We start from the raw sequence: 23,800 nt of genomic DNA on the forward strand, positions 1-23,800 counted from the left end.
CTCGACAGGGTGTGGGAGAGTAGGACACCGCCGGAACAAATTGTCACTGAAGGCCCCACCAATTCGTTGGTGGGGCCTTCAGTCGTTTCCGGGGACGTGATCTACACTCGACCCGGTGCGCCTTGTGATTGCCCGTTGCCAGGTCGACTACGTGGGGCGGCTGACCGCCCACCTCCCGATGGCCCGCCGGCTGCTCATGACGAAAGCCGACGGTTCGGTGCTGGTCCATTCCGACGGTGGCTCCTACAAGCCGCTGAATTGGATGAGCCCGCCCTGCTGGGTCGAGGAACGTGGTCCGGCCTCCCCCGAGTTCCCCGAGGGCGCTGCGGCGCTCTGGGTGGTCACCAACAAGGCCGGGGAGCAGCTCCGGATCACCATCGAGGCGGTCGAGCACGACTCCTCGCACGAACTCGGCATCGACCCGGGGCTGGTGAAGGACGGCGTCGAGGCGCACCTGCAGGAGCTCCTGGCCGAGCACGTGCACACGCTCGGCACCGGCTACACCCTGGTGCGGCGGGAGTACATGACCGCCATCGGGCCGGTCGACCTGCTCTGTCGGGATGCCGCGGGGTCGACCGTGGCGGTGGAGATCAAGCGCCGCGGCGAGATCGACGGGGTCGAGCAACTCACCCGCTACCTCGAATTGCTGAATCGCGACCCGCTGCTGGCGCCGGTCGCCGGGGTGTTCGCGGCGCAGCAGATCAAGCCGCAGGCGCGGACGCTCGCCGAGGACCGCGGGATCCGCTGCCTGACCCTCGATTACAACGCCCTGCGCGGCACGGAGAGCAACGAGTTCCGGCTCTTCTGAGAACCAGCGCTACCCTGGGCGGCATGTCACGCAGAAAAGCGCGTGCCGCCCACCGGACGGATTCGCCGCGGCCACTCGGCGACGTGTTCGGGCGGAGCGAGCCGGGGCCGGACGGGGACGAGGTCTACACCGTGCGGACCATCCCGGGCAGCCGTGCGCTCAAGCCGTACCGCTGCCCGGGGTGTGACCACGAAATAGCCCCGGGCGTGGCGCACCTGGTCGCCTGGCCCGCCTACGGCGGGGAGGACGACCGGCGGCACTGGCACCGGGGCTGCTGGGCGGGGCGGGGGACGCGGCGCATCACCCGCCGATGGTCATGAGACTCGTGCCGGCGATACCAGCACGAAGGCCGCCCCTGCTGGGACGGCCTTCGTGGGTACTACATCGTCGCCGTCACGTCGAAGCCGACGTCAGTTGCTGAGGTTGGCGTTCTCCCGCTCCTCGACGACGTCGTCGTCCTCGTCGGCGGCTTCCTGGATGGCCTTCGGGCGCGTCCCGGCGACCGGCTTGGCGCCGTTGCCGATGGACTTGCGCTGCTGCTCCGGGGCACCGTCGAGCAGTTCGCTCTCCCGGTTGACCGCGGCGAGCATCGCGGGCACCGAATCGAGCTGGCCGCGGATGCCGAGCAGCTGGGCGAGCACCCGCCCGCGCAGCACGCGCATCTCCTCGGCCAGTTCCTTGGCGTGCGCGATCTTGCGATCGGAGGTCTGGGTCGCCGACGAGATGAGGCGGTTGGCCTCGTCCGTGGCGTCCTTGATCCGCTGCGCGGCCTCGGCGCGGGAGGTGGCCTCGAGCTCCTCCATGGCGCGGGTCAGCTTGGTGCGCCGCTCCGCCATGGTGACCTCGAAGTCCTGCTGCGCGGCCTTGCGCTTGGCCTCCGCCTCCTTGGCGATGCGATCGGACTCGGCCTGCGCGGCCTCGATGATCTTGCCCGACTCGGAGCGCGCGTTGGCGAGGGTCTGCTCGTACTCGATCTCGAGCGCCTCGCGCTTCTCCTTGGTCTCGGAGAGCAGCGACTCGTACTTGCCGCGCATCTCGGTCGCCTGCTGCTCGGCGATGGAGACCATCTCGGCCGCCTCGGCCTGCGCGAGCGCGCGGACCTCGGAGGCCTCGTCGGAGGCGAGCCGCAGCATCCGGGAGATGCGGTCGGACATGCCCTCGGCGGTGGTCGGCGGTACCGAAAGACGGTCGACCTCCTTGCGGAGCTCGTCGATCTCGTCCCTGGCATCCTCCAGCTGGGCTGCGAGGTTGCGGGCCTGAGCGGCGGCCGCGTCGCGGTCGGTGGCGGTGACGCGCAGCTCGGCATCGAAACGGTCGAAGTAGTTACGCACCTCGTCTTGCGCATAACCCTTGCGCACAACGGTGAAGGGGAGCGCAACGAAGCGATTGCGATCGGACTCGGGTGACGACATGGCACACAAACTACAGCGTGTTGGGGATTGATGGTGACTCGACCGGGAAGGAGATTTCGCCGATTTCCCCGGTCGTGCCTCCGATACTAATTCGTGACATTTGCCTTCGGCTGCACCAACTCGATCAGCACACCCCCGGCATCCTTCGGATGGATGAAGTTGATGCGGGAATCCGCCGTTCCGCGGCGCGGCTCGGTGTACAGCAAACGCACCCCGCGATCGCGAAGATGTGTCGACACAGCCTCGATGTCGGTGACCCGATAGGCGAGCTGTTGCAAGCCGGGGCCACTGCGATCGATGAACTTCGCGATGGTCGAATTCTCGTCCAGCGGGGCCAGCAGCTGGACGAGGGTGGCGCCCGCCGGTGCGTTCGGCAGCGAGAGCATCGCCTCGTGCACGCCCTGCGCCTCGTTCACCTCCCGGTGGGTCTCGATCATCCCGAGGTGCTCGGCGTACCAGGCGACGGCGGTGTCCAGATCGGGAACGGCGATGCCCGCGTGGTCGATCGCGACGACGTAGTCGCCGGGGACGATCGCTCCGGGCGAGGTGGCGGATTCGGTTACGTTGCTCACGTACTCGACGGTAGCGCGGGACCTTCGATCAGGTGGTGCGGTCGTACCGGTTACCGTGGAGTACAGAACTCGACAACGAAGGTGAGGTTCGTCGTGACCACTTCCGTGATCGTCTCCGGAGCGCGTACCCCGGTCGGTCGGCTGCTCGGCGGACTCAAGGACTTCAGCGGCTCGGATCTCGGCGGCGTCGCCATCAAGGCGGCGCTGGAGCGCGGCGGGGTCGCGCCGGAGCTGGTCGAGTACGTGATCATGGGCCAGGTGCTCACCGCGGGCGCGGGGCAGATCCCGGCCAGGCAGGCCGCGGTGGCGGGCGGCATCCCGATGAGCGTGCCCGCGCTGACCCTGAACAAGGTCTGTCTCTCCGGCATCAACGCCATCGCGCAGGCCGACCAGCTGATCAGGGCGGGCGAGTTCGAGATCGTGGTCGCCGGTGGCCAGGAGTCCATGAGCCGGGCGCCGCACCTGCTGGAGAAGAGCCGCGAGGGCTTCAAGTACGGCGACGTCACGCTGCGCGACCACCTGGCCTTCGACGGCCTCTACGACATCTTCACCGACCAGGCGATGGGCGCGCTCACCGAGCAGCGCAACGCCGGTGACCGGCCCGACTTCGTGAGCCGCGAGGAGCAGGACGCCTTCGCGGCGGCCTCGCACCAGCGCGCAGCGGCGGCCTGGAAGAACGGGCTCTTCGACGACGAGGTGGTGCCGGTCTCGGTGCCGCAGCGCAAGGGCGATCCGCTGGTGATCGGGCAGGACGAGGGCATTCGGGCCGACACGACGGCGGAGTCGCTGGCGAAACTGCGGCCCGCGTTCAGCAAGACCGGCACCATCACCGCGGGCAGCGCCTCGCAGATCTCCGACGGCGCGGCCGCGGTGGTCGTGATGAGCAAGGCCAGGGCGGAGGCGCTCGGGCTGGAGTGGCTGGCCGAGATCGGCGCCGCAGGTGTGGTCGCCGGGCCGGACTCGACGCTGCAGGACCAGCCTGCCGACGCCATCGTCAAGGCGTGTGCGCGCGAGGGGATCGCTCCATCGGATCTGGATCTGATCGAGATCAACGAGGCGTTCGCCGCGGTCGGCATCGCGTCGACCCGCAAGCTCGGGATCGACCCGGCCAAGGTGAACGTCAACGGTGGCGCCATCGCGATCGGGCATCCGCTCGGCATGTCGGGTGCGCGCATCCTGCTGCACCTGGTGCTGGAGCTGAAGCGGCGCGGTGGCGGCGTCGGCGCCGCGGCGCTGTGTGGCGGCGGTGGGCAGGGCGATGCGCTGATCGTGCGGGTGTAGAAACTCGCGAGATTGTCCGTTGTGACCGGATCGACTACGACTTGCTGTAGTTGATCCGGCACAATGTGCGGCATGGGTTTCTTCGATCTGCGCAGCGTCGCCGGTAGATTCCGCTTCTTCGCCGTGCTGGAGGCACTGTCCTGGCTCGGCCTGCTCATCGGCATGGCCTTCAAGTACATCCCGGATCCGGGGAACGAGATCGGGGTGAAGATCTTCGGCCCGATCCACGGCGCGGTCTTCGTGCTGTTCGTGCTCTCCGCGCTGCTCGCCGCCCGTGCGCTGGGCTGGAGCCTGAAAACGACGGCGCTGGCGCTGATCTCCAGCATTCCGCCGTTCTGCACCGTGCTGTTCGAGATCTGGGCCGTGCGCACCGGCAAGCTCGGCGAGCTCAGCGCGCCCGGCACCCGCGCTGATGCGCAGCCCGCCAAGGTCACCAACTAGATCGGATGGTGACGACCGGCGGGGTCGTGACAAACTGAATCCGTGACCAGACCAGCCAGTCGTCGTCCCTCGCCCGCCGTTGCCGCTGCCATGTCGGGGGCGGTCGACCTGTCCAGCCTCAAGCAGCCTCCGGCCGGTGCCCCGGGTGCGGGCAGCGGGTCGGGCGACTATGCCGTCGGGGAAGCGGATTTCGAGAACAGGGTGCTGCGCCGCTCCACGCAGGTGCCGGTCGTGGTGGTGCTGTACTCGCAGCGCAGCCCGGGCAGTGTGGAGCTGGTGCGGCTGTTCGAGACGCTCGTCGCCGAGAGCGGCGGCGCCTGGGATCTCGCGGCCGTCGAGGCCGAGGCCAATATGCGGATCGCGCAGGCGCTGCGGGTGCAGGGGATTCCGACCGTCGTCGCCATCGCGGCCGGGCAGCCGCTCGCCGATTTCGAAGGGGTGCAGCCGGAGCCGCAGGTGCGGCAGTGGTTGACCGCGGTTGTCGATGCCGTCGCGGGCAAGCTCGAAGGTGGGGAACCGGGGGAGCCGGAGCCGGAGCCGGAGGAGGATCCGCGGTTCGTGGCGGCCGAGGAGGCGCTGGAGCGGGGGGATCTCGCCGGGGCCGAGGCGGTGTACGAGGCGATCATCGCGGCTGAGCCGGAGAACGACGAGGCCAAGGGGGCGTTGCGGCAGTTGCGGTTCCTCGGGCGGGCGCAGGGGTTGTCGCCGGAGGTGCTCGCTACCGCGGATGCGAATCCCTCGGATGTGGAGGCGGCTGTTCAGGCTGCCGACTTCGAGCTTTTCAATCAGCAGCCCGAGGCGGCGTTCGAGCGGTTGATCCGCACGGTCAAGGTGACGGCTGGTGATGATCGCACTGCGGCGCGGACGCGGTTGCTCGAGCTGTTCGAGCTGTTCGATCAGGGGGAGCCGTTCGTTGTCGCCGCGCGGCGGAAGCTCGCTGCCGCCCTCTACTGACGCTCCCGCCCTTCGGGCGGTCGCGTCACCGTGACGGTGTAACCCGGGCCCTTGCGGGCCCGGACCCGCCCCGCTCCGCGCGGTGGTGCGCCGCTCCGCATGACCTCGCATGCTCGGGGGTTCGGGGCCGCCAGGCCCCGAGAAGAAACTTTTACTCTTTTTCTGGAGCCAGCCAGATGGCGGTGTTGGGGGCCAGGGCGACGGTGGCGCTGGCGGGGCGTCCGTGCCAGGGGTGGGGCTCGGCTATTACCCCTCCGAGGTTGCCCATTCCGGAACCGCCGTAGTCGGCGGCGTCGGTGTTGAGAATCTCGACCCACCGGCCGACGTGCGGAAGCCCGACACGGTACTCACCGTGGGCACCACCGGAGAAGTTGAAGACGCAGGCCACGACCGAGCCGTCCGATCCGTAGCGGAGGAACGCCAGGACGTTCGAGGCGCTGTCGTCCGCCTCGATCCAGGAGTACCCGCCGGGGGCGGTGTCCTGGCTCCAGAGCGCCGGGCGCGCGCGGTAGGTGGCGTTCAGGTCGCGGAGAACGCCGAGGACTCCGGCGTGTAGCGGGTTCTCCAGCTCACCCCAGTCGAGGCCGCGCTCGTGCGACCACTCCCGGTGCTGGCCGAAATCCTGCCCCATGAAGAGCAGTTGCTTGCCGGGGTGCGCCCACATGTAGGCGAGCAGGGCCCGCACCCCCGCCGCCTTGGCGAAATCGTCACCGGGCATGCGGGTCCAGAGCGTGCCCTTGCCGTGCACCACCTCGTCGTGGCTGATCGGCAGCACGTAGTTCTCGCTCCACGCGTACACCAGCGAGAAGGTGACCTCGCTGTGGTGCCAGGAGCGGTGGATCGGGTCGCGCCCCAGGTAGCCGAGGGTGTCGTGCATCCACCCCATGTTCCACTTCATGGTGAAGCCGAGCCCGCCGACATCGGTGCCGCGGGTGACCCCCGGCCACGCCGTCGACTCCTCCGCGACCGTGACCACGCCGGGGTGCTCCCGGTGCAGCGTGGCGTTGAGCTCCTGCAGGAAGTCGACGGCCTCCAGGTTCTCCCGCCCGCCGTGGATGTTCGGCTCCCACTGCCCGGCGCCGCGCGAATAGTCCAGGTAGAGCATGGAGGCGACGGCGTCGACCCGCAGCCCGTCGATGTGGAACTCCTCGACCCAGTACAGGGCGTTCGCGACCAGGAAGTTGCGCACCTCGTTGCGGCCGTAGTCGAAGACGTAGGTGCCCCAGTCGAGCTGTTCGCCGCGGCGCGGGTCCGGGTGTTCGTAGAGCGGCGCGCCGTCGAAGCGGGCCAGCGCCCACTCGTCGCGCGGGAAGTGCGCGGGCACCCAGTCCAGCAGGACGCCGATGCCCGCCGCGTGCAGCCGGTCCACGAAGGCGCGAAAATCGTCCGGGCTGCCGAAGCGCGCGGTCGGGGCGTAGTAGGAGGTGACCTGGTACCCCCAGGAGCCGCCGAACGGGTGCTCCGCCACCGGCAGCAGCTCGACGTGCGTGAATCCGGCGTCGGCGACGTACTCGGCGAGCTGGTCGGCGAGCTCGCGGTAGCCGAGCCCGGGCCGCCAGGAGGCGAGGTGCACCTCGTAGACGCTCATCGGCGCGGCGGTGGGGTCGGCGGTGGCGCGGGCGGTAACCCAGGCGGCGTCGTCCCAGGTGTAGTTGCTCTCCGCGACCACGGAGGCGGTGGCGGGCGGCAGCTCGGTGGCGAAGGCGAGCGGGTCGGCGTGGTCGACGGTGCGGCCGTCGGCGCCGTGCACCCGGTACTTGTACCTGGTCCCCGGTCCGACGCCGGGGACGAAGAGCTCCCAGACCCCGGACGAGCCGAGCGCGCGCATCGGCGCGCTGGTGCCGCTCCAGCTGTCGAAGTCGCCGATCACGGTGACGCCGCGCGCGTTCGGCGCCCACACCGCGAACGAGGTGCCGGTGACATCGCCGTCCAGCGTGGAGTAGCGGCGCGGGTGCGCGCCGAGCACGTCCCAGAGCCGTTCGTGCCTGCCCTCGTTGATCAGGTGCAGGTCGAGCTCGCCGAGCGTGGGCAGGAAGTGGTAGCCGTCCGCGGTGAGCACGGTCTGGCCGCCCCGGTAGGTGGCGAGGATGCGGTAGTCGTCGAGCTGCGGGAAGGGGAGCACCGCGGCGAAGACCCCGTGGCCGAGCGATTCCAGCGGGTGGTCGGTGCCGCCGACCCGCACCGCGACGCGCTCGGCGTGCGGGCGCAGCACCCGGACCACGGTGCCGTCGGCGTGCGCGTGCGCGCCGAGCACGGTGTGCGGGTCGTGGTGCGTGCCCGCGGCCAGCAGCATCAGGTCGCGGCGCCTCATCGCAGCGTCCGACGCTGGGCGAGTTGCGGGCGCAGCCGCTGCGGCACCGACGGCAGCGCGAGGATGTGCGCGACGGCCTGCGGCGGGTCCAGCCGGACGTAGTTGGTCTGGCCCCAGTGGTACTCCGCGCCGGTGACCTCGTCGACCACCACCGGGCGGTCGTGCCACTCCCGGCCGATGGCGGGCAGGTCCAGCGAGACCAGCCCCTGCTCGGCGGCGAACGGGTTCAGGTTCACCACCACCAGCACCGCGTCCCCGGTGGCCGGGTCGAACTTGGAGTAGGCGATCAGCGCGTCGTTGTCCACGTGGTGGAAGTGCACGTAGCGCAGCTGTTGAAACGCCGGGTGGGCGCGCCGGATCTCGTTCAGCCTGGTCAGCCAGGGCTGTAGGGATTCGCCGCGGGCCAGCGCGCCGGCGAAGTCGCGCGGGCGCAGCTCGTACTTCTCCGAGTTCAGGTACTCCTCGCTGCCCGGGCGCACCGCCTCGTGCTCGAAGAGTTCGAAGCCGGCGTAGACGCCCCAGCTGGGGGCGAGCGTGGCGGCGAGCACCGCCCGGATGGCGAACATGCCGGGCCCGCCGTGCTGCAGCGATTCGTGCAGGATGTCCGGGGTGTTGACGAAGAGATTGGGCCTGGCCTCGTCGGCCTTGGCGGCCAGCTCCTCGCCGAACTGGGTGAGCTCCCACTTGGCGACCCGCCAGGTGAAGTAGGTGTAGGACTGGCTGAAGCCGCGCCGGGCCAGCCCGTAGAGCCGGGCCGGGCGGGTGAACGCCTCGGAGAGGAAGATCACGTCCGGGTCGTCCGCGCGCACTGTCGCGATCAGCCACTCCCAGAAGTCGGCGGGCTTGGTGTGCGGGTTGTCGACCCGGAAGATCTTCACGCCGAGCCCGATCCAGTGCCGGACGACGCGCAGGATCTCGGCGTAGAGGCCGTCCGGGTCGTTGTCGAAGTCGATCGGGTAGATGTCCTGGTACTTCTTCGGCGGGTTCTCGGCGAAGGCGATGGTGCCGTCCGGCAGCGTGGTGAACCACTCCGGGTGCGCGGCGACCCACGGATGGTCGGGGGCGCACTGCAGCGCGAGGTCGAGCGCGACCTCGAGGTTGAGCTTGGCCGCGGCGGCGACGAAAGCCTTGAAATCGCGGACGGTGCCGAGCTCGGGGTGCAGCGCGTCGTGGCCGCCCGCGGCCGCGCCGATGGCCCACGGCGAGCCGACGTCGCCGGGCCCGGCGATCAGCGAGTTGTTCGGGCCCTTGCGGTTGACCTCGCCGATCGGGTGCACCGGAGGCAGGTAGACCACGTCGAAGCCCATGGCGGCGATCCGCTGCAGCTCCTTCGCCGCGGTCTTGAAGGTGCCGTGCACCGGCCTGCCCTCGGCGTCGCGGCCGCCGGTGGAGCGCGGGAAGAACTCGTACCAGGCGCCGTAGAGCGCGCGCCTGCGCTCCACGTGCACGGTGTGCTGCGGGCCGCGCGTGACGAGCTCGCGCAGCGGGGTGGCCCGGAGGATCTCCCCGATGTCGGTGGCGAACGCGGGGGCGACCCTGGCCGGTAGCTGCTCGGCCGAGCGGAGTGCGGCGGCCACCGCGCGCAGCTTCTCGAACTGGCGCTTCGGGACGGCCTGGGCGGCCCGGTCGAAGAGGCGGGCGCCGATCTCCAGGTCATTGGCCAGGTCGGCGGCTGTCTGGCCGACGGCCAGCTTCTTCTCGACCGCCGAGCGCCAGGTGGCGATGGGGTCGCTCCAGCCCTCGATGCGGAAGGTCCAGGTGCCGGGGATGGCGGGGATGAAGGCGCCGTTGAAGACGTCCGGCTCCAGGTCGGGGGTCATTCGGCTGCGGACCGCGCGGGACGAGCCGGGGGCGCGGACGGTGAGCGTGGCGGCGACGGCGTCGTGTCCCTCGCGCCAGACGACCGCGCGGACCGGGAAGACCTCGCCGACGGCGGCTTTTGCGGGGCGGTTGCCGGGGATTGATGGGGCGGTGTCGTCGATGGCGATGCGGCCGGTCACGGGTTCAACCTACCGGGTGGGTGCTGTAGTCACCGGGTACGCGCGGCGCGGGGGCTTTCCGTTCGGAGGGGCCGGTGACCCGGTGTCGGTGGTGTGTTCGGACGAACTCTGCACCCGGTGCGGAAATCTCCGGAAGGTACCCCGGTCCTCGGCGGCCGGTCCGGCGCGCCTACCCGAGCGGGAGGGGCAGGATCAGGACGTCGAAGGTCGGGGCGTCCGGCCAGTTCGGGCGCAGCGTCCCGACCCGCTGCCAGCCCCAGCGCCGATACCGGTCGTAGGCCCGGTCGTTCGCGGGGTCCACCAGCAGCGTCGCTCGCTGCTCACCGCGCCCGCCGAGCAGCTCGTCGTGCAGCGCCCGGGCGAGCCCGCGGCCCGTCCACTCCTTCGCGACCATGATCTCGCTGAGCGCGAAGGTGCGCCGCCCGTCCTCGGCCGTGAATTCCTCATGGTTCCCGTCGTCGAGCCGGAGCCCGCCCCACCAGCCGGAGCGCTGCCCCAGCCGCCACCCCCAGGTCTGCCCGACCGACTCGCCGTCGACGGTGCCGATCACCAGCTCGAACCCCGATGGCCGGCCGGGGCTGGTGTAGGCATCGAAGCGCTCCATGAACGGGCCGGGCTGCTCGAACGGGTCGCCACCGGCGATGGCGTCGGCGTAGGCGTGTTCGTAGATGTGCTGCACGGTGTCGCGCCGGGCGCGGGCGGCGGCGGCGTCGTGGTGGTCGAATGCGATGGTCACGTATTGCTCCCCGCTGCGGTGGTGGTGAGGGTGTCGAATCGGATCGACGCTGTGCCCGTTGGCTCGGTCGAGCGGCAGCGGGAGATCCAACGCGTCGAACTTCGGGGCGTCGGGCAGCTCCGGACGCAACGTCCCGACTCGCCGCCAGCCCCAACGCCGATACCGGTCGTAGGCCCGAGCGTTGGCCGGGTCGACGAGCAGTGACGCGCGCTCCTCGGTCCGTGGCGCGAGCAGCGCGTCATGGAGCGCCCGCGCGATCCCCCTGCCGGTGTGCGACTTCACGACCATGATCTCGCTGAACGCGAACGTGCGCGTCCCGTCCTCCCGGGTGAACTCGTCGATATCGCCCCCGCCCTCGTCGAGCACCAGCCCGCCCCAGCCGGTAGCGCCGGGGTGCAGCGGCCAGCCCCAGGCCTGGCCGACGGGCTCGCCGTCCTCGGTGGCGATCACCAGGTCGAACCCGGGCAGGCGGTCCGGGCTGGTGTAGGCGTCGAACCGGCCCATGAAGGCGGTCGGCTGCTTGAACGGGTCGCCCGATGCGATGCCGTCCACGTAGGCGCGCTCGTAGATGTGCTGGACGATGTCGCGGCGCTCCCGAGCTTGCCGCGCATCGTGCCGACTGAACTCGATTGTCACACCGCACCTTCCATCGCAGCGAGGGTGTCGAATCGGGCGACGAAGTCTGCGCCGCCCGGCGCATCCTCGGCGGCGGCGCGCACCGGCGCGAGCGCGTTCAGCGTTCGTGGCGACCGGACGGATTCCGCCAGAGCGGCGAGCACCGGCGTGCCGTCTTCCAGCGCCCCCGCGGCGTCGCCGATCGCGGCCCGGGTGGCTGCCAGCCAGGCGCGATCGTTGAGCGCGTTGCGCGGCTGGGCGAATTCGCTGCACGTCACCTCGTACAGCGTCAGTGCTCGCGGCAGATCTCCGAGGTCGTTGTACCCGCGCGCCTCGAGTGCCCGGATCTCGGACGCGGAGACGAACCGCAGCCACAGCGGGACCTCGTCGTCCGGCTCGAAGTTCACCGCAGCGTCCAATTCACGCCACGCGGTTGCGATGGCGCGCCCGAATCCTTCGTGGTCGCCCGCGACCCCGTATACCTGCGCCTCCCGCGTCGCGATGAGCGCATGGATCCGGCCCGGCGGCCGTCCGCGCATGAGATCGCGGGCGCGGCCGACCAGCGTCAGCGCATAGGAGGACGAGCCCCGGCCGGTCCGGGCCAGGGTGAGCGCCTGGTTCGCCGAATTGAGATAGGCGTGTGCGGCGATGTCGGTGTCGTCGGCCGCGGAGGCGAGCGACGCCGCGTCGGAGTAGCAGCGGCGGGCGAGCGCGTGCCGGTCGGTATCGTGCGCGAGCCAGCCGGTAACGACGGCGAGGTCGGCGGTGGCGGCCATGAATGCACGACCCGTGGCACCATCGAAACTGCTGGTATGGAGCAGCGCGAGCGTCCGGTCGAGGGTGGCGGCAGCGGCGTCGACCAGCGGGGCGCCGCCTACATGCTGGTCCGCTACCAGCAGTTCATCGACGGCCGAGGCGAGCCGTCGCACGTCCTCGACACCGATGCGGGTCGCGGCGTGCTGCGTGTCCCAGGCAGGCAGTGTCGCCGCGGTGAAGGCGGCGAGCTTGCCGAAGTCGCGGCGTCTCACGGTGTCCTCCTCGATCGCGGCTGCGTGGCGCCCGGCCGCTGTTCCAGGATGCACCGGCGGGGCCGGGCGGGGTAGGGCGAGTGCCGCGGCGAAGCGCGCCGCCTGTTCGGTGGTGAGCTCCCGCAGCACGGTGTCGAGGGCTTCGGCTCGGCCGGCGCGGACGGTGCGCCCGGTACCTGCCCGCTCCCATGCGCGGATGGTCGAGTCACCCCAGCCGAGGCGTTCCGCGAACTCCTCCTGCGTCTCCCGAAGTGCCGCTGTCCGAAGCGCTCTGACCTCGACGGCTGTCCACTTCTCGACGATCATCCGGTGCCTCCCCCACGTCGGCTCGTCTCCGGCGGAAGCGTAGCGGTTTGCCGACGGTCCGGTGCCTGGGTTCGGGCGCGTTGCCGCGCGAGTCTGAGAACGCACCCGGTGCCGGGACGCTGCGGGCTGATGCCCGCTTCCGGTCCGCCCGGGCCACCGGCGTCGGGGCGCTCGACGCAGGGGAGAGCCATGGAAAGCCAACCGGACGGCGCTGACAGAGCGCGCCGATACGACCAGCACGACGGGACTCCCACCTATCGGTGTTCCGAGTCGCCTCCGGCGCTGCAGCGCTGGGACGCCTCGAGCGTGCTCACCCGGCACGCGGGCCACGACCCGGCACGATGCCTGCCCTACGCCGCCGCCCTCGCCCGCCTGTCCACCCCGCTGGCATGAGCGCCACCCTGCCGCACTGGCGCGAACTCACCACGGTGTTCCGGCTTCCGGCACGCCAGCACGACAGCGAACTCCTCGAGCGGGCCCGGATGCTGGCCGCAGTGCACCGCGGGCGCGGTGTCTACCCCGGAGGCGACGGGGTGTTCGAGGCCGGTCGCGCGGCGCTCCGGGGCCGGATCGCCGAGTGGATCATCGGCCACACCGGCGCTCGACCAGTTGCCGCCGCGACCTGTGCGCTCGTCATCGACGACATGGCGGCGGCGCACGTCGAAGCGGAGCGGCTGTTGCGGGTCGATCCGGCGCCGAGCGCCGAGGAGTTGCACACGGCGTGGTTCGCGGTCGGCTACCTTGCCACCTACTGGGCAGACCTGGTCGCCGAGGGGGTCGACGGACAGCGCCCCGTGCCGTGGCCGCTCGAACGCCGGTGAGCGGGAACACGGCGAATGTGGCGTACGCCATGTGACCCCGTGCACCCGATGAATCGCCACGTCAGGGGCGTCCTGAACGCTGCGCGCACGTCCTGTCGATTCCCCTTGATCCGTGTAGGGTTCCGCCCGTGAAGGCATTGCGTCGATTCACCGTCCGTGCCCATCTGCCCGAGCGCCTGGCGGCGCTGGGGGAGCTCTCCACCAACCTGCGGTGGTCCTGGCACTGGCCTACGCAGGACCTCTTCGCGGAGCTGGATCGGGAGCGCTGGGCCGAGCTCGGCCACGATCCGGTGCGGATGCTCGGCGAGGTGTCGCCGGCGCGGCTGGATGAGCTCGCGGATGATGCGGAGTATGTCCGGCGGGTGGATGAGGCCGCTGCCGACCTGCGTGAATATCTGGAGCGGCCGGCCGGGTTCCAGCGCGACACCGAGGGGGACGGGGTGCGCGGGATCGCGTACTTCTCGATGGAGTTCGGCGTCACCGAGGTGCTGCCGAACTACTCGGGTGGGCTGGGGATTCTGGCGGGGGATCATCTGAAGGCCGCTTCCGATCTGGGGTTGCCGCTGATCGGGGTGGGGCTGCTGTATCGCAGCGGCTACTTCCGGCAGTCGCTGTCGGCGGACGGGTGGCAGCTGGAGCACTATCCGGCGCTGGATCCGCAGGGGTTGCCGCTGCGGTTGCTGACCAGTGACGGGTCGCCGGTGCTGATCCATGTGGCGGTGCCGGATCAGCGGGTGCTGCGGGCCCGGGTCTGGGTGGCGCAGGTGGGGCGGGTGCCGCTGCTGCTGCTCGACAGCGATATCGCGGAGAACGATCCGGAGCTGCGCGCGGTGACCGACCGGCTGTACGGCGGCGACCAGGACCATCGGATCAAGCAGGAGATCCTGGCCGGGATCGGCGGGGTGCGCGCGGTGCGCGCCTACACCCGCGCGACCGGGCTGCCGGATCCCGACGTGTTCCACATGAACGAGGGGCACGCCGGTTTCCTCGGGGTCGAGCGGATTCGCGAATACGTCTCCGGCGGGATGGATTTCGACAGTGCGCTGACGGCGGTGCGGGCGGGGACGGTGTTCACCACGCACACCCCGGTGCCCGCCGGCATCGACCGCTTCCCGGCCGAGCTGGTGCGGCGCTACTTCGGTGGCGCGCACGGCGAGGCGGAGTCCGCGCTGCTGCCGGGGCTGGAGGTGGATCGGATTCTGGCGCTGGGCCGGGAGAACGATCCGGCGGTGTTCAACATGGCGCACATGGGGTTGCGGCTGGCGCAGCGCGCGAACGGCGTCTCGAAGCTGCACGGCGAGGTCAGCCGGGAGATGTTCGCGGGGCTGTGGCCCGGGTTCGACCCGGCCGAGGTGCCCATCGGCTCGATCACCAATGGGGTGCACGCGCCGACCTGGGCGGCGCGCGAGTGGCTGGAGAAGGCGCGCGAGCTGATCGGCGCGGAGTTCGTGCAGGAGGCGCGCGGCTGGGAGCGGCTGCGCGATGTCGATCCGGGCGAGCTCTGGGCCACCAGGAATACGCTGCGCGCTGGGCTGGTCGCCGAGGTGCGGCGCCGGGTGCGCGCCTCCTGGCTGGAGCGCGGGGCCGCGCCCGCCGAACTCGGCTGGGTGGACGAGGTTTTCGATCCGAATGTGCTGACGGTCGGGTTCGCCCGGCGGGTGCCTACCTACAAGCGGCTCACCCTCATGCTGCGCGATCCGGAGCGGTTGCGGTCGCTGCTGCTGGATCCGGAGCGGCCGGTGCAGCTGGTTGTCGCGGGCAAGAGTCATCCGGCCGACGACGGCGGTAAGGCGCTGATCCAGCAGGTGGTGCGGTTCGCGGACGAGGCCGAGGTGCGGCACCGGATCGTCTTCCTGCCGGACTACGACATGTCGATGGCGCGGCACCTGTACTGGGGCTGCGACGTCTGGCTGAACAATCCGCTGCGGCCGCTGGAGGCGTGCGGCACCTCGGGGATGAAGTCGGCGCTGAACGGCGGGCTCAACCTCTCCATCCGGGACGGGTGGTGGGACGAGATGTACGACGGCGAGAACGGCTGGGCCATCCCGAGCGCGGACGGCGTCGCCGACGAGCATCGGCGGGACGACCTGGAGGCGGCGGCGCTCTACGACCTCTTCGAGCGCACGGTCGCGCCGCGCTTCTACGACCGGGACGGGGCGGGGCTGCCGGCGCGCTGGGTCGAGATGGTGCGGCACACGCTGCAGACGCTCGGGCCGAAGGTGCTGGCCTCGCGCATGGTCAGGGACTACGCGGTGACCTACTACGGGCCGGCCTCGGATTCGTTCGGGCGGGTCGCGGCGGACGGGTTCGCCGGGGCGCGGGCGCTGGCCGAGTACCGGCGGCGGGTCGAGCAGGCGTGGCCCGGGGTCACGGTGGTGCAGGTGGACAGCGCCGGGCTGCCGGATACGCCGGTGATCGGGGCGCCGCTCTCGCTCACCGCGCGGGTCGACCTGGCCGGGCTCGGGGTCGGGGATGTCGCGGTGCAGGCGGTGTTCGGGCGGGTCTCGGCCGCCGACGAGCTCTCCGACGTCACCGCGGTGCCGATGGTGCACGCCGGATCCGACGGTGGGATCGAGCTGTTCACGGTGGAGACGCCGGTGCCGCTCTCCGGTGCGGTCGGGTACACGGTGCGCGTCCTGCCGCACCACGAACTGCTCGCCTCCGACGGCGAGCTGGGGTTGGTCACCGCGCCCAACGCGTGATCGCCCGCGCTCCTGGGTACAAAGCGCTGGAGCGGATGGTTCACGAGGACGGAGAGTCCCATGGGTAGCGATTCCGAGAATCGACACGGTTCGCCTTCCGCCGGACCGGCCGGTGCCGCAGCGGGGGACTCGGCCGCTGCGCGGCCCGCGAACGCGGACGCGGCCGAGCAGGGCCTGGGCTGGACCGGCGACGATCCCGCCCCCGCACCCCCGGCACCTGCCGCGCCCGCGAAACCCCGCGGGAAGCTGGACGCGTACTTCCAGGTGACCGAACTCGGCTCCACCTACCGCCGCGAGCTCATGGCGGGCACCGTCACCTTCCTCGCCATGTCGTACATCCTGGCGGTGAACCCCTCGATCCTCGGCGACGAGGGCCCGCTCGGCGCGCTCGGCATCCCGACCCAGGCGGTCTTCACCGCGACCGCGGTCGCCGCCGTCTTCGGCACGCTGGTGATGGGGATCTGGGCGCGCTACCCGATCGCGCTCGCCCCCGGCATGGGGCTGAACGCGTTCTTCGCGTTCACGGTGGTGCAGAGCATGGGCATCCCGTGGCAGACCGCGCTCTCCGGCACGCTGCTCTCCGGCATCATCTTCTTCGTGCTCGCGGTGACCAAGGTCCGCGAACGCATCCTGGATTCCATCCCGATGCAGCTGAAACTCGCGGTCGGGGCGGGGATCGGGCTGTTCATCGCCTTCATCGGGCTGAAGAACGCGGGCTTCGTCGTCGCCAGCGAGGCCACCTTCGTCAAGCTCGGCGACCTCACCGAGGGCCGGACCCTGCTCGCCTTCTTCGGGCTGGTCGTGACCGTGGTCTTCCTGGTGCTCGGCAAACACGGCGCGGTGCTGATCGGCATCGTCTCGACCACGGTGCTCGGCATGCTCACCGGCCTGGTCGAGCTGCCGGACGGCGTCGCGGCGCTGCCCCGCGGCCTGGACCAGACCTTCGGCCAAGCCATCACGCACCTGCCGGACGCCTTCACCGGGCAGATGATCGTGGTCGTGCTGACCATGCTCTTCGTCGACTTCTTCGACGCCTCCGGCACCCTGATCGGCGTCGCCAAGCAGGCCGGGCTGCTGGACGAGCAGGGCAAGCTGCCGCGCGCGGCGAGCGCGCTGGCCGCCGACTCGGTGGGCACCACCGCGGGCGCCGTCATCGGCACCTCCACCACGACCGCCTACGTGGAGTCCACCGCGGGCGTCTCGGCGGGCGGCCGGACCGGGCTGACCGCGGTGACCACGGCGGGCTGGTTCCTGATCGCCATGTTCTGCTACCCGATCTTCGCGGTGGTCGCCTCGGCCGGGGAGGTGACGGCGCCCGCGCTGATCGTGGTCGGCGTGCTGATGGCCCGCTCGCTCGGCGAGATCGAGTGGGGGAATCTCGAGTACGCCGTCCCGGCCTTCCTCACCATCGTGCTGATGCCGCTGAGCTACTCCATCGCCAACGGCCTCGCCATGGGCATGCTCTTCTACCCGATCGTCATGGTGGCGCGCGGCCGGATCCGCGACGTGCACCCGGTCATGTGGGTGCTCATGCTGGTCTTCCTCGGCTACTTCTGCTTCCTGGCCGAGTAGTCAGGAGGCGGTGAGCCGGGCCAGCGCCTTGGCGACGACCTGCGGGTCCGCGGTCTCCCAGTAGGGCGGCAGCGAGGCGCGGAGGTAGCCGCCGTAGCGGGCGGTCGCGATCCGGGAATCCAGGATCGCGATCACGCCGCGGTCGTCGACGCTGCGCAGCAGCCTGCCGGTGCCCTGGGCGAGCAGCAGCGCGGCGTGGTTCGCCGCGACGGTCATGAAGCCGTTGCCGCCGCGCGACTCCACCGCCCGCTGGCGCGCGGTGAGCAGCGGGTCGTCCGGGCGCGGGAACGGGATACGGTCCAGCAGGACCAGGCTCAGCGACGGGCCGGGCACGTCGACGCCCTGCCAGAGCGAGAGCGTGCCGAAGAGCGAGGTGGCCGGGTCCGCGGCGAAGGCCTTGACCAGCGCGCCGGTGGCGTCGTCGCCCTGGCAGAGCACGGGGGTGTCGAGCCGCTCGCGCATGGCCTCGGTGGCGGCCTTGGCCGCGCGCATGGAGGAGAAGAGCCCGAGGGTGCGGCCGCCGGCGGCCTGGACGAGCCGCTCGATCTCGTCCAGCACGGCGGGGGACATGCCGTCCCGGCCGGGCGGCGGCAGGTGCTTGGCGACGTAGAGGATGCCGGAGCGGGCATGGTCGAACGGCGAGCCGACGTCCAGCGACGACCAGCGCACCGTGTCGGTATCCGACGGGGCCTGCGCGCCGTTGGCGGTGCCGGTGTCCGGCCGGTTGGCCGCCGCCTGCGCCGGCAGCCCCCAGGTGATCGCGAGGCCGTCGAAGGAGCCGCCGATCTGCAGCGTCGCCGAGGTGAGCACCACGGTGGAGGCGCCGAAGAGCCTGCTGCGCAGCAGCCCGCCGACGGAGAGCGGCGCCATCCGCAGCGTGCGCCTGGTGACCCCGCGCAGCTCGTCGGCGGAGAGCCAGATGACGTCGCGGCGGGCCGCCGGATCCGGCTCGTCGAAGGCGGAGAGCGCGCGCACCGCGCTGTCGTGCACCTCCTCCACCGCGACCAGCGCCTGGTTGCGCGCGGCCGCGGCCTCCGGGTCGCTGCCCTGCGCGGTGGTGCCGCCGGGCGGGGAGAGTGCGGTGCGGACGTTCCAGGCGGCGTCGCGGATCAGCGCGAGGACCGGGGCCGCGCTCTCCGGGAGCCGCTCCCAGCGGGCGGCGGGCAGCTCGTCGAGCACCTCGTGCCAGGCCTCGCCCGCCTCCTCAAGGCGGTCCAGTTCGCGCTCGTCCACCAGCTTGCCGCAGCGCTTGGCGGCGGCGGTGACGGTGGCGGGGGCCAGTTCGGCGGTGGCGACGCCGGTGACCCGGTCGACCAGCTCGTGCGCCTCGTCGATGATCACCACGTCGTGCTCGGGCAGGATCTGGATGCCGCTGATGGCGTCGATGGCGAGCAGCGCGTGGTTGGTGACCACCACGTCGGACTGCGCGGAGTCGGCGCGCGCCTTCTCGGCGAAGCAGTCCTGGCCGAAGGGGCAGCGGGACTTGCCGAGGCACTCCCGGGAGGAGACGCTGACCTGCCGCCAGGCGCGGTCGCTCACGCCGGGGGCGAGCTCGTCGCGGTCACCGGTCTCGGTGTCGGAGGCCCAGGTGGTGAGGCGCTGGACCTCGCGGCCGAGGCGGGAGACGGCGAAGGCGTCGAAGAGCTCGGCCTCGGCCGGGTCCTCCGGGACGGCGCTGTTCATCTTGTTCAGGCAGAGGTAGTTGTTGCGGCCCTTGAGGATCGCGAATTTGGCGGTGCGGCCGAGCGGTTTCGTGAGCGCGTCGGCGAGGCGGGGGAGGTCGCGGTCGACCAGCTGGCGCTGCAGCGCGATGGTGGCGGTGGAGACGACGACGGTGCGGCCGGTGCGGACCGCGTGCCGCAGCCCGGGCACCAGGTAGGCCAGCGACTTCCCGGTGCCGGTTCCCGCCTGCACGGCGAGGTGCTCGCCGGTGTCGATGGCGTGCGCGACGGCCGAGGCCATGGTGACCTGCCCGGTCCGCTCGGTGCCGCCGAGCGCGCGGACGGCGGTGGAGAGCAGTTCCGGGACCGGCGGCAGTTCGGGCACGCGCAGCAGCCTACTGCGGTGCGCCGACACGTTCGGCGCGGGCGCGGTGCCGTGAAGTGCCCGGACACCGGCACGTGCTGCGGTGCAGCTGCCGCGAGCGCGGCATTACCGCGCCGAGCAGGCGCCCTACCGGGTCAGTGTCCGAGTTCTCCGTCGAACTCCACGCCCGCGGCGGCCATGCGCTCCATGGCGACGGTCGTGCTCTCCGGCGCGACCCCGGCGGTCAGGGCGAGCAGCACCCTGGTGTCGAACCCGGCCCCGCGGGCGTCCAGCGCGGTGGCCCGGACGCAGTGATCGGTGGCGATCCCGACGACGTCGACAGCGTCGATATCGCGCGCGCGCAACCACTCCGAGAGCGACGAACCATCCTCCGCCGCACCCTCGAACCCCGAGTAGGCGGCGGCGTACTCACCCTTGCTGAACACCTCGTCCACGGCGTCCGCGCTGAAGTTCGGGTGGAAATCGGCGCCCGGCGTGCCGACCCGGCAGTGCGGCGGCCAGCTGTCCACGTAGTCCGGGGTGTCGGAGAAGTGGTCACCCGGATCGATGTGATGGTCCCGAGTAGCCACCACCGCCGCGTAATCAGCGCCGAGCAGGTAGTCGCTGATCCGCCCCGCCACCGCGGCCCCACCGCTCACGGCGAGCGACCCGCCCTCGCAGAAATCGTTCTGCACGTCCACCACGATCAACGCTCGTGCCATGACTACCTCACCTCTCGGAGACCGACTTCTATTCTGCCGCGAAGGTGGTCGGCACCGCCGGTTCGCCCGCGGAGAGCTTGAGCCCCTCCCACGGCAGGCTGACCAGCCCGCGCGCCACCAGGTCGCGGCTCTCGGCCAGGCTCGGCTGGTCCGGCGTGGGTTCCCCCCCGCGCACCAGCGGAACGTGCAGCTCGCGCGCGGTGAACTCGCCGGTAGCCGGCGCGGAACCGGCCGGGAAGACGACCTCCTCGACGATGGTGCCGCTGGCCCTGGCCAGCCGGATCGCGCCCTTGGTGCCGCCGCGCGACTCCTTGTGGCTGCTCCGCTTGGCGACCGGAACCCCGTCCACCTCGACCAGCTTGTAGACCATGCCCGCGGTGGGCGCGCCGGAGCCGACGACCAGCGACGTGCCGACGCCGTAGACGTCGACCGGCTCGGCGCGCAGCGCGGCGATGGCGTACTCGTCCAGGTCGCCGGAGACCACGATCCGGGTGCGGGTGGCGCCGAGGCCGTCCAGCTGGTCGCGGACCTGCCCGGCCAGCACCCCGAGGTCGCCGGAGTCGATCCGCACCCCGCCGAGCTCGGGGCCTGCGACCTCGATGGCGGTGGCGACGCCCTGCGCGATGTCGAAGGTGTCGACCAGCAGCGTGGTGCCGATGCCGAGCGCCCGCACCTGGCTGCGGAACGCCTCCGCCTCGTGCGCGCCGTCGCTGCCGCTGTGCAGCAGGGTGAAGGCGTGCGCGCTGGTCCCGGCGCCGGGGACGCCGTAGCGCCGCACCGCCTCCAGGTTCGAGGTGGCGTCGAAGCCGGCCAGGTAGGCGGCGCGCGAGCTGGCCGGGGCGGCGAGCTCGTGGGTGCGGCGCGAGCCCATCTCGATCATCCGGCGCCCGGCCGCCGCGCTCACCATGCGGGCGGCGGCGGAGGCGATGGCGCAGTCGTGGTTGTAGACGGAGAGGATCAGCGTCTCCAGGATCACGCACTCGGCGAAGCTGCCGCGCACCGAGAGCACCGGGGAGTTCGGGAAGTACAGGTCGCCCTCGGCGTAGCCGTCGATGTCGCCGCCGAAGCGGTACGCGCGCAGCCACTCCAGCGTCCGGTCGTCCAGGAAGCGCGCCGCGACCTCGAGTTCGGCCGGGCCGAAGCGGAATCGGGTGAGCGCCTCCAGCATTCGGCCGGTACCCGCGACGACGCCGTACCGCCTACCGTTCGGCAATCGCCTGGCGAACACCTCGAAGGTGCAGCGCCGGTGCGCCGACCCGTCGGCGAGCGCGGCGGCGAGCATGGTCAGCTCGTACTGGTCGGTCAGCAGCGCGGTGCTCGCCCGCCCGTCGATGGTCTCCACCAGGGCCACTCTAGCCAGCGCCCGGCCGCTGATCGGGGAGCATGATAGGCGCGCGGACGCCGGATCGGGCCGGAACGACGGGCGCCGAGCCGGAAAGGCCGCGATCGGATGGTTGTGTTCTCGGCCCGCCGTCGTACCCTGGACGCATGGCCCAGTTCGACCGAGTCGATGCCGGCGATCGCGCGGCGGCCGTTGCCGTCGTCGCGCACGCGACACCGTCGGCGACACCCGAAGCCATCGAGCACAGCGAGATCCTGGAGGCCGTCGACCGGCCCTGGGTCACCGTGGTCTGGGACGACCCGGTGAACCTCATGCACTACGTGACCTACATCTTCCAGAAGCTCTTCGGCTACAGCAAAGCCAAGGCGACCGAGCTCATGCTGCAGGTGCACAACGAGGGCAAGGCCGTGGTGACCTCCGGCCCGAGGGACAAGATGGAGCACGACGTGCAGCGGCTGCACGCCGCCGGGCTGTGGGCGACGATGCAGCGCGACGAGTGAGTGCGGCTACCGTAGGCATCGTGCGTAAGTGGAGCCGGAAGAATTCGCTGGGCGGCCTGAAACTGCGTTCCGAGATGGACGGCAGGGAGGCCGCGGTGCTGCGCTCGCTGGTCGGGGCGGTGTGCGGGCTGCTCACCGAGCGCGCCGACTCCGGCCCGGACGACGAGCTCGCCGCGCTCACCGGGATGCGGACCGGTAACTCGACCCCGCCCACCGACCCGCAGCTGCTCCGGCTGCTGCCCGATTTCCACCGCGCCGAGCCCGGCTCGCCGGACGCCGACCGGGCCGGGCTGAACAACGCGCTGCGCAGCCTGCACGAGCCGGACATCATCGAGTCCAAGGTGGCGGCGGGCGCGGTGGTGCTGCGCACGGTGCCGGAGGACGGCGGCAAGGTGACGCTCTCGCCGGAGCAGGCCGATGCCTGGCTGACCGCGCTCAACGACGTCCGGCTCGCGCTCGGCACGGTGCTGGAGATCGACGCCGACACCCCCGAGGAGCTGCAGCCGGGCGACCCGCGCGCACCGCACCTCGACGTCTACCACTGGCTCACCTGGATGCAGGACTCGCTGCTCTCGGCGCTCGCCCCGTGATCGGCCCCGGCAACGCGCTCACCGACGTGGTCGGGGTGCTCGTCGGGCACCACCACGAACTCGATCCGGACGCCACGCTCGGCTCCGGCGCCGCCACCGGCTGCACGGTGGTGCGGGTGCCCGGCGGCGCGGTCGCCGCGGTCGACGTCCGCGGCGGCGGGCCCGGTACCAGGGAGACCGACCTGCTCGACCCGGCCAACTCGGTCCGCCGCGCCGACGCCGTGCTGCTCAGCGGGGGCAGCGCCTACGGGCTCGCCGCCGCCGACGGGGTGATGCGGTACTGCGAGGAGGCGGGCAACGGCATCCCGCTCGACCCGCTCGACCCGGCCAGGGTGGTGCCGATCGTGCCCGGCGCGGTCATCTTCGACCTGCCGGTGGGCGACTGGAACGTCCGCCCGACCGCCGAGTTCGGGTACCGCGCCGCCGCGGCCGCGAGCCGGGAGTTCGAGCGCGGCTCGGTCGGCGCCGGGGTCGGGGCGCGGGCGGGCGCGCTCAAGGGCGGCGTCGGCACCGCCTCCGTCCTGCTCGACATCGGGATCACGGTGGCGGCGCTGGTGGTGGCGAACCCGGTCGGCTCGGTCTTCGACCCGCGCACCGGGCTGCCCTGGGGCGCGGGCACCGACGGCGCCGAGGCGCTGGGGCTGCGCACCCCGACCCCCGAACAGCTCGCCGCGGCCAACGCGCTGCCGGTGAAGGGCACCGTGCTCAACACCACCATCGGCGTGGTCGCCACCGACGCCCCGCTGGACAAGGCAGGCTGCCGCCGGATGGCGACGACCGCGCACGACGGCCTGGCCCGCGCGGTGCGCCCGGCACACTCGCCGCTGGACGGCGACACCTTCTTCGCGCTCGCCACCGGCACCGCCGCCCCGCCGCCGGGCCCGCTGCCGCCACCCGCCTTCCCGCCGAACCTGGGGCTGCTGGACGCGGTCTGCACCGCGGCGGCGGTCGTCGTGGAGCGGGCCATCGTCGACGCGGTGCTCTCCGCCCGCTCGATCGCCGGAATCCCCTCCTACAGCGAGCTGTTCGGCGGCTGATCGGGGTGCGCCCGCCGGGGCGGGA

General features: G+C 71.6%; 20 protein-coding genes. 11 read left to right on the plus strand and 9 right to left on the minus strand.

Features of this window, described 5'->3' with window-relative positions; translation table 11 throughout:
• Positions 1-115 precede the first annotated feature (115 nt).
• Together nucS and ACFUJ1_RS33325 are read left to right on the plus strand one after the other, a co-directional pair.
• Entirely contained in the window at positions 116-808 is a 693-nt protein-coding gene (gene nucS, locus ACFUJ1_RS33320) for an endonuclease NucS (protein ID WP_378651293.1), read from the plus strand.
• A 23-nt stretch (positions 809-831) separates the two neighbouring features.
• Entirely contained in the window at positions 832-1,128 is a 297-nt protein-coding gene (locus ACFUJ1_RS33325) for an ATP/GTP-binding protein (RefSeq protein WP_378651294.1), read from the plus strand.
• A 90-nt stretch (positions 1,129-1,218) separates the two neighbouring features.
• On the opposite strand, the gene ACFUJ1_RS33330 is transcribed toward ACFUJ1_RS33325, so the two are convergent.
• Positions 1,219-2,220: a hypothetical protein gene (locus ACFUJ1_RS33330; protein ID WP_378617236.1), complete on the minus strand. Its 1,002-nt coding sequence runs from the start codon at positions 2,218-2,220 to the stop codon at positions 1,219-1,221.
• Positions 2,221-2,306: 86 nt separating this feature from the next.
• A complete protein-coding gene (gene mce / locus ACFUJ1_RS33335; protein WP_378651295.1) occupies positions 2,307-2,792 on the minus strand; it encodes a methylmalonyl-CoA epimerase in 486 nt (161 codons plus the stop codon).
• 93 nt (positions 2,793-2,885) lie between these two features.
• On the opposite strand from mce, the gene ACFUJ1_RS33340 reads away from it, so the two are divergent.
• The 3 genes from ACFUJ1_RS33340 (at position 2,886) to ACFUJ1_RS33350 (ending at position 5,468) form a co-directional block, all read left to right on the plus strand.
• Positions 2,886-4,073 (plus strand): acetyl-CoA C-acetyltransferase, encoded by a 1,188-nt coding sequence (locus ACFUJ1_RS33340; RefSeq protein WP_378651296.1) that lies wholly within the window; start codon positions 2,886-2,888, stop codon positions 4,071-4,073.
• A gap of 72 nt (positions 4,074-4,145) precedes the next feature.
• The gene (locus tag ACFUJ1_RS33345; protein WP_378651297.1) at positions 4,146-4,514 is read left to right on the plus strand and encodes a DUF3817 domain-containing protein; all 369 of its coding nucleotides are present in this window, start codon (positions 4,146-4,148) and stop codon (positions 4,512-4,514) included.
• 90 nt (positions 4,515-4,604) lie between these two features.
• Positions 4,605-5,468, plus strand: coding sequence for a tetratricopeptide repeat protein (locus ACFUJ1_RS33350; protein ID WP_378651327.1), 864 nt, complete (start codon positions 4,605-4,607; stop codon positions 5,466-5,468).
• A gap of 151 nt (positions 5,469-5,619) precedes the next feature.
• On the opposite strand, the gene glgB is transcribed toward ACFUJ1_RS33350, so the two are convergent.
• From glgB to ACFUJ1_RS33370, 4 genes are all read right to left on the minus strand, one after another.
• On the minus strand, positions 5,620-7,779 hold the full coding sequence (gene glgB, locus ACFUJ1_RS33355; protein ID WP_378651298.1) for a 1,4-alpha-glucan branching protein GlgB: 2,160 nt from the start codon (positions 7,777-7,779) through the stop codon (positions 5,620-5,622).
• Entirely contained in the window at positions 7,776-9,779 is a 2,004-nt protein-coding gene (locus ACFUJ1_RS33360; protein WP_378651299.1) for a maltotransferase domain-containing protein, read from the minus strand. The genes glgB and ACFUJ1_RS33360 overlap by 4 nt, the downstream gene beginning before the upstream one ends.
• 169 nt (positions 9,780-9,948) lie before the next feature.
• Positions 9,949-11,151 (minus strand): GNAT family N-acetyltransferase, encoded by a 1,203-nt coding sequence (locus ACFUJ1_RS33365; RefSeq protein ID WP_378651300.1) that lies wholly within the window; start codon positions 11,149-11,151, stop codon positions 9,949-9,951.
• Complete coding sequence (locus ACFUJ1_RS33370; protein ID WP_378651301.1) at positions 11,148-12,464, minus strand: hypothetical protein; 1,317 nt, start codon at positions 12,462-12,464, stop codon at positions 11,148-11,150. The genes ACFUJ1_RS33365 and ACFUJ1_RS33370 overlap by 4 nt, the downstream gene beginning before the upstream one ends.
• A 389-nt stretch (positions 12,465-12,853) precedes the next feature.
• Here ACFUJ1_RS33370 and ACFUJ1_RS33375 point away from each other — a divergent pair, with 389 nt between their 5' ends.
• The 3 genes from ACFUJ1_RS33375 to ACFUJ1_RS33385 all read left to right on the plus strand — a co-directional run bounded on the left by ACFUJ1_RS33375 (position 12,854) and on the right by ACFUJ1_RS33385 (position 17,559).
• Complete coding sequence (locus tag ACFUJ1_RS33375) at positions 12,854-13,285, plus strand: hypothetical protein (protein ID WP_378651302.1); 432 nt, start codon at positions 12,854-12,856, stop codon at positions 13,283-13,285.
• A 128-nt stretch (positions 13,286-13,413) separates the two neighbouring features.
• Complete coding sequence (glgP, locus tag ACFUJ1_RS33380; protein WP_378651303.1) at positions 13,414-15,987, plus strand: alpha-glucan family phosphorylase; 2,574 nt, start codon at positions 13,414-13,416, stop codon at positions 15,985-15,987.
• Between the two features lie 60 nt (positions 15,988-16,047).
• Entirely contained in the window at positions 16,048-17,559 is a 1,512-nt protein-coding gene (locus ACFUJ1_RS33385) for an NCS2 family permease (RefSeq protein WP_378651304.1), read from the plus strand.
• Here ACFUJ1_RS33385 and ACFUJ1_RS33390 read toward each other — a convergent pair whose 3' ends face one another.
• From ACFUJ1_RS33390 to ACFUJ1_RS33400, 3 genes are all read right to left on the minus strand, one after another.
• Complete coding sequence (locus tag ACFUJ1_RS33390) at positions 17,560-19,605, minus strand: ATP-dependent DNA helicase (RefSeq protein ID WP_378651305.1); 2,046 nt, start codon at positions 19,603-19,605, stop codon at positions 17,560-17,562.
• A gap of 134 nt (positions 19,606-19,739) precedes the next feature.
• The gene (locus ACFUJ1_RS33395) at positions 19,740-20,306 is read right to left on the minus strand and encodes an isochorismatase family protein (RefSeq protein ID WP_378651306.1); all 567 of its coding nucleotides are present in this window, start codon (positions 20,304-20,306) and stop codon (positions 19,740-19,742) included.
• Positions 20,307-20,334: 28 nt separating this feature from the next.
• The gene (locus ACFUJ1_RS33400; RefSeq protein WP_378651307.1) at positions 20,335-21,648 is read right to left on the minus strand and encodes a nicotinate phosphoribosyltransferase; all 1,314 of its coding nucleotides are present in this window, start codon (positions 21,646-21,648) and stop codon (positions 20,335-20,337) included.
• A 146-nt stretch (positions 21,649-21,794) separates the two neighbouring features.
• On the opposite strand from ACFUJ1_RS33400, the gene clpS reads away from it, so the two are divergent.
• Genes clpS through ACFUJ1_RS33415 form a run of 3 tightly spaced genes read left to right on the plus strand, consistent with a single transcriptional unit; the run spans position 21,795 to position 23,775 of the window.
• Entirely contained in the window at positions 21,795-22,148 is a 354-nt protein-coding gene (gene clpS, locus ACFUJ1_RS33405) for an ATP-dependent Clp protease adapter ClpS (protein ID WP_378651308.1), read from the plus strand.
• 20 nt (positions 22,149-22,168) lie between these two features.
• The gene (locus ACFUJ1_RS33410) at positions 22,169-22,738 is read left to right on the plus strand and encodes a DUF2017 domain-containing protein (protein ID WP_233016309.1); all 570 of its coding nucleotides are present in this window, start codon (positions 22,169-22,171) and stop codon (positions 22,736-22,738) included.
• On the plus strand, positions 22,735-23,775 hold the full coding sequence (locus ACFUJ1_RS33415; RefSeq protein WP_378651309.1) for a P1 family peptidase: 1,041 nt from the start codon (positions 22,735-22,737) through the stop codon (positions 23,773-23,775). The genes ACFUJ1_RS33410 and ACFUJ1_RS33415 overlap by 4 nt, the downstream gene beginning before the upstream one ends.
• The last annotated feature ends 25 nt before the right edge of the window (positions 23,776-23,800 follow it).

It is taken from the genome of Nocardia sp. NPDC057227 (assembly GCF_042669725.1).
In the GTDB taxonomy this organism is placed as follows: domain Bacteria; phylum Actinomycetota; class Actinomycetes; order Mycobacteriales; family Mycobacteriaceae; genus Nocardia; species Nocardia asteroides_A.

What these genes read in the sequence shown, in the direction of transcription:
- ACFUJ1_RS33325 (WP_378651294.1), top strand. Translation starts at nt 832, where the DNA reads ATGTCACGCAGAAAAGCGCGTGCCGCCCACCGGACGGATTCGCCGCGG.
- ACFUJ1_RS33330 (WP_378617236.1), bottom strand. Translation starts at nt 2,220, where the DNA reads ATGTCGTCACCCGAGTCCGATCGCAATCGCTTCGTTGCGCTCCCCTTC.
- ACFUJ1_RS33345 (WP_378651297.1), top strand. Translation starts at nt 4,146, where the DNA reads ATGGGTTTCTTCGATCTGCGCAGCGTCGCCGGTAGATTCCGCTTCTTC.
- ACFUJ1_RS33350 (WP_378651327.1), top strand. Translation starts at nt 4,605, where the DNA reads ATGTCGGGGGCGGTCGACCTGTCCAGCCTCAAGCAGCCTCCGGCCGGT.
- glgB (WP_378651298.1), bottom strand. Translation starts at nt 7,779, where the DNA reads ATGAGGCGCCGCGACCTGATGCTGCTGGCCGCGGGCACGCACCACGAC.
- ACFUJ1_RS33370 (WP_378651301.1), bottom strand. Translation starts at nt 12,464, where the DNA reads ATGATCGTCGAGAAGTGGACAGCCGTCGAGGTCAGAGCGCTTCGGACA.
- ACFUJ1_RS33375 (WP_378651302.1), top strand. Translation starts at nt 12,854, where the DNA reads ATGAGCGCCACCCTGCCGCACTGGCGCGAACTCACCACGGTGTTCCGG.
- ACFUJ1_RS33385 (WP_378651304.1), top strand. Translation starts at nt 16,048, where the DNA reads ATGGGTAGCGATTCCGAGAATCGACACGGTTCGCCTTCCGCCGGACCG.
- ACFUJ1_RS33395 (WP_378651306.1), bottom strand. Translation starts at nt 20,306, where the DNA reads ATGGCACGAGCGTTGATCGTGGTGGACGTGCAGAACGATTTCTGCGAG.
- clpS (WP_378651308.1), top strand. Translation starts at nt 21,795, where the DNA reads ATGGCCCAGTTCGACCGAGTCGATGCCGGCGATCGCGCGGCGGCCGTT.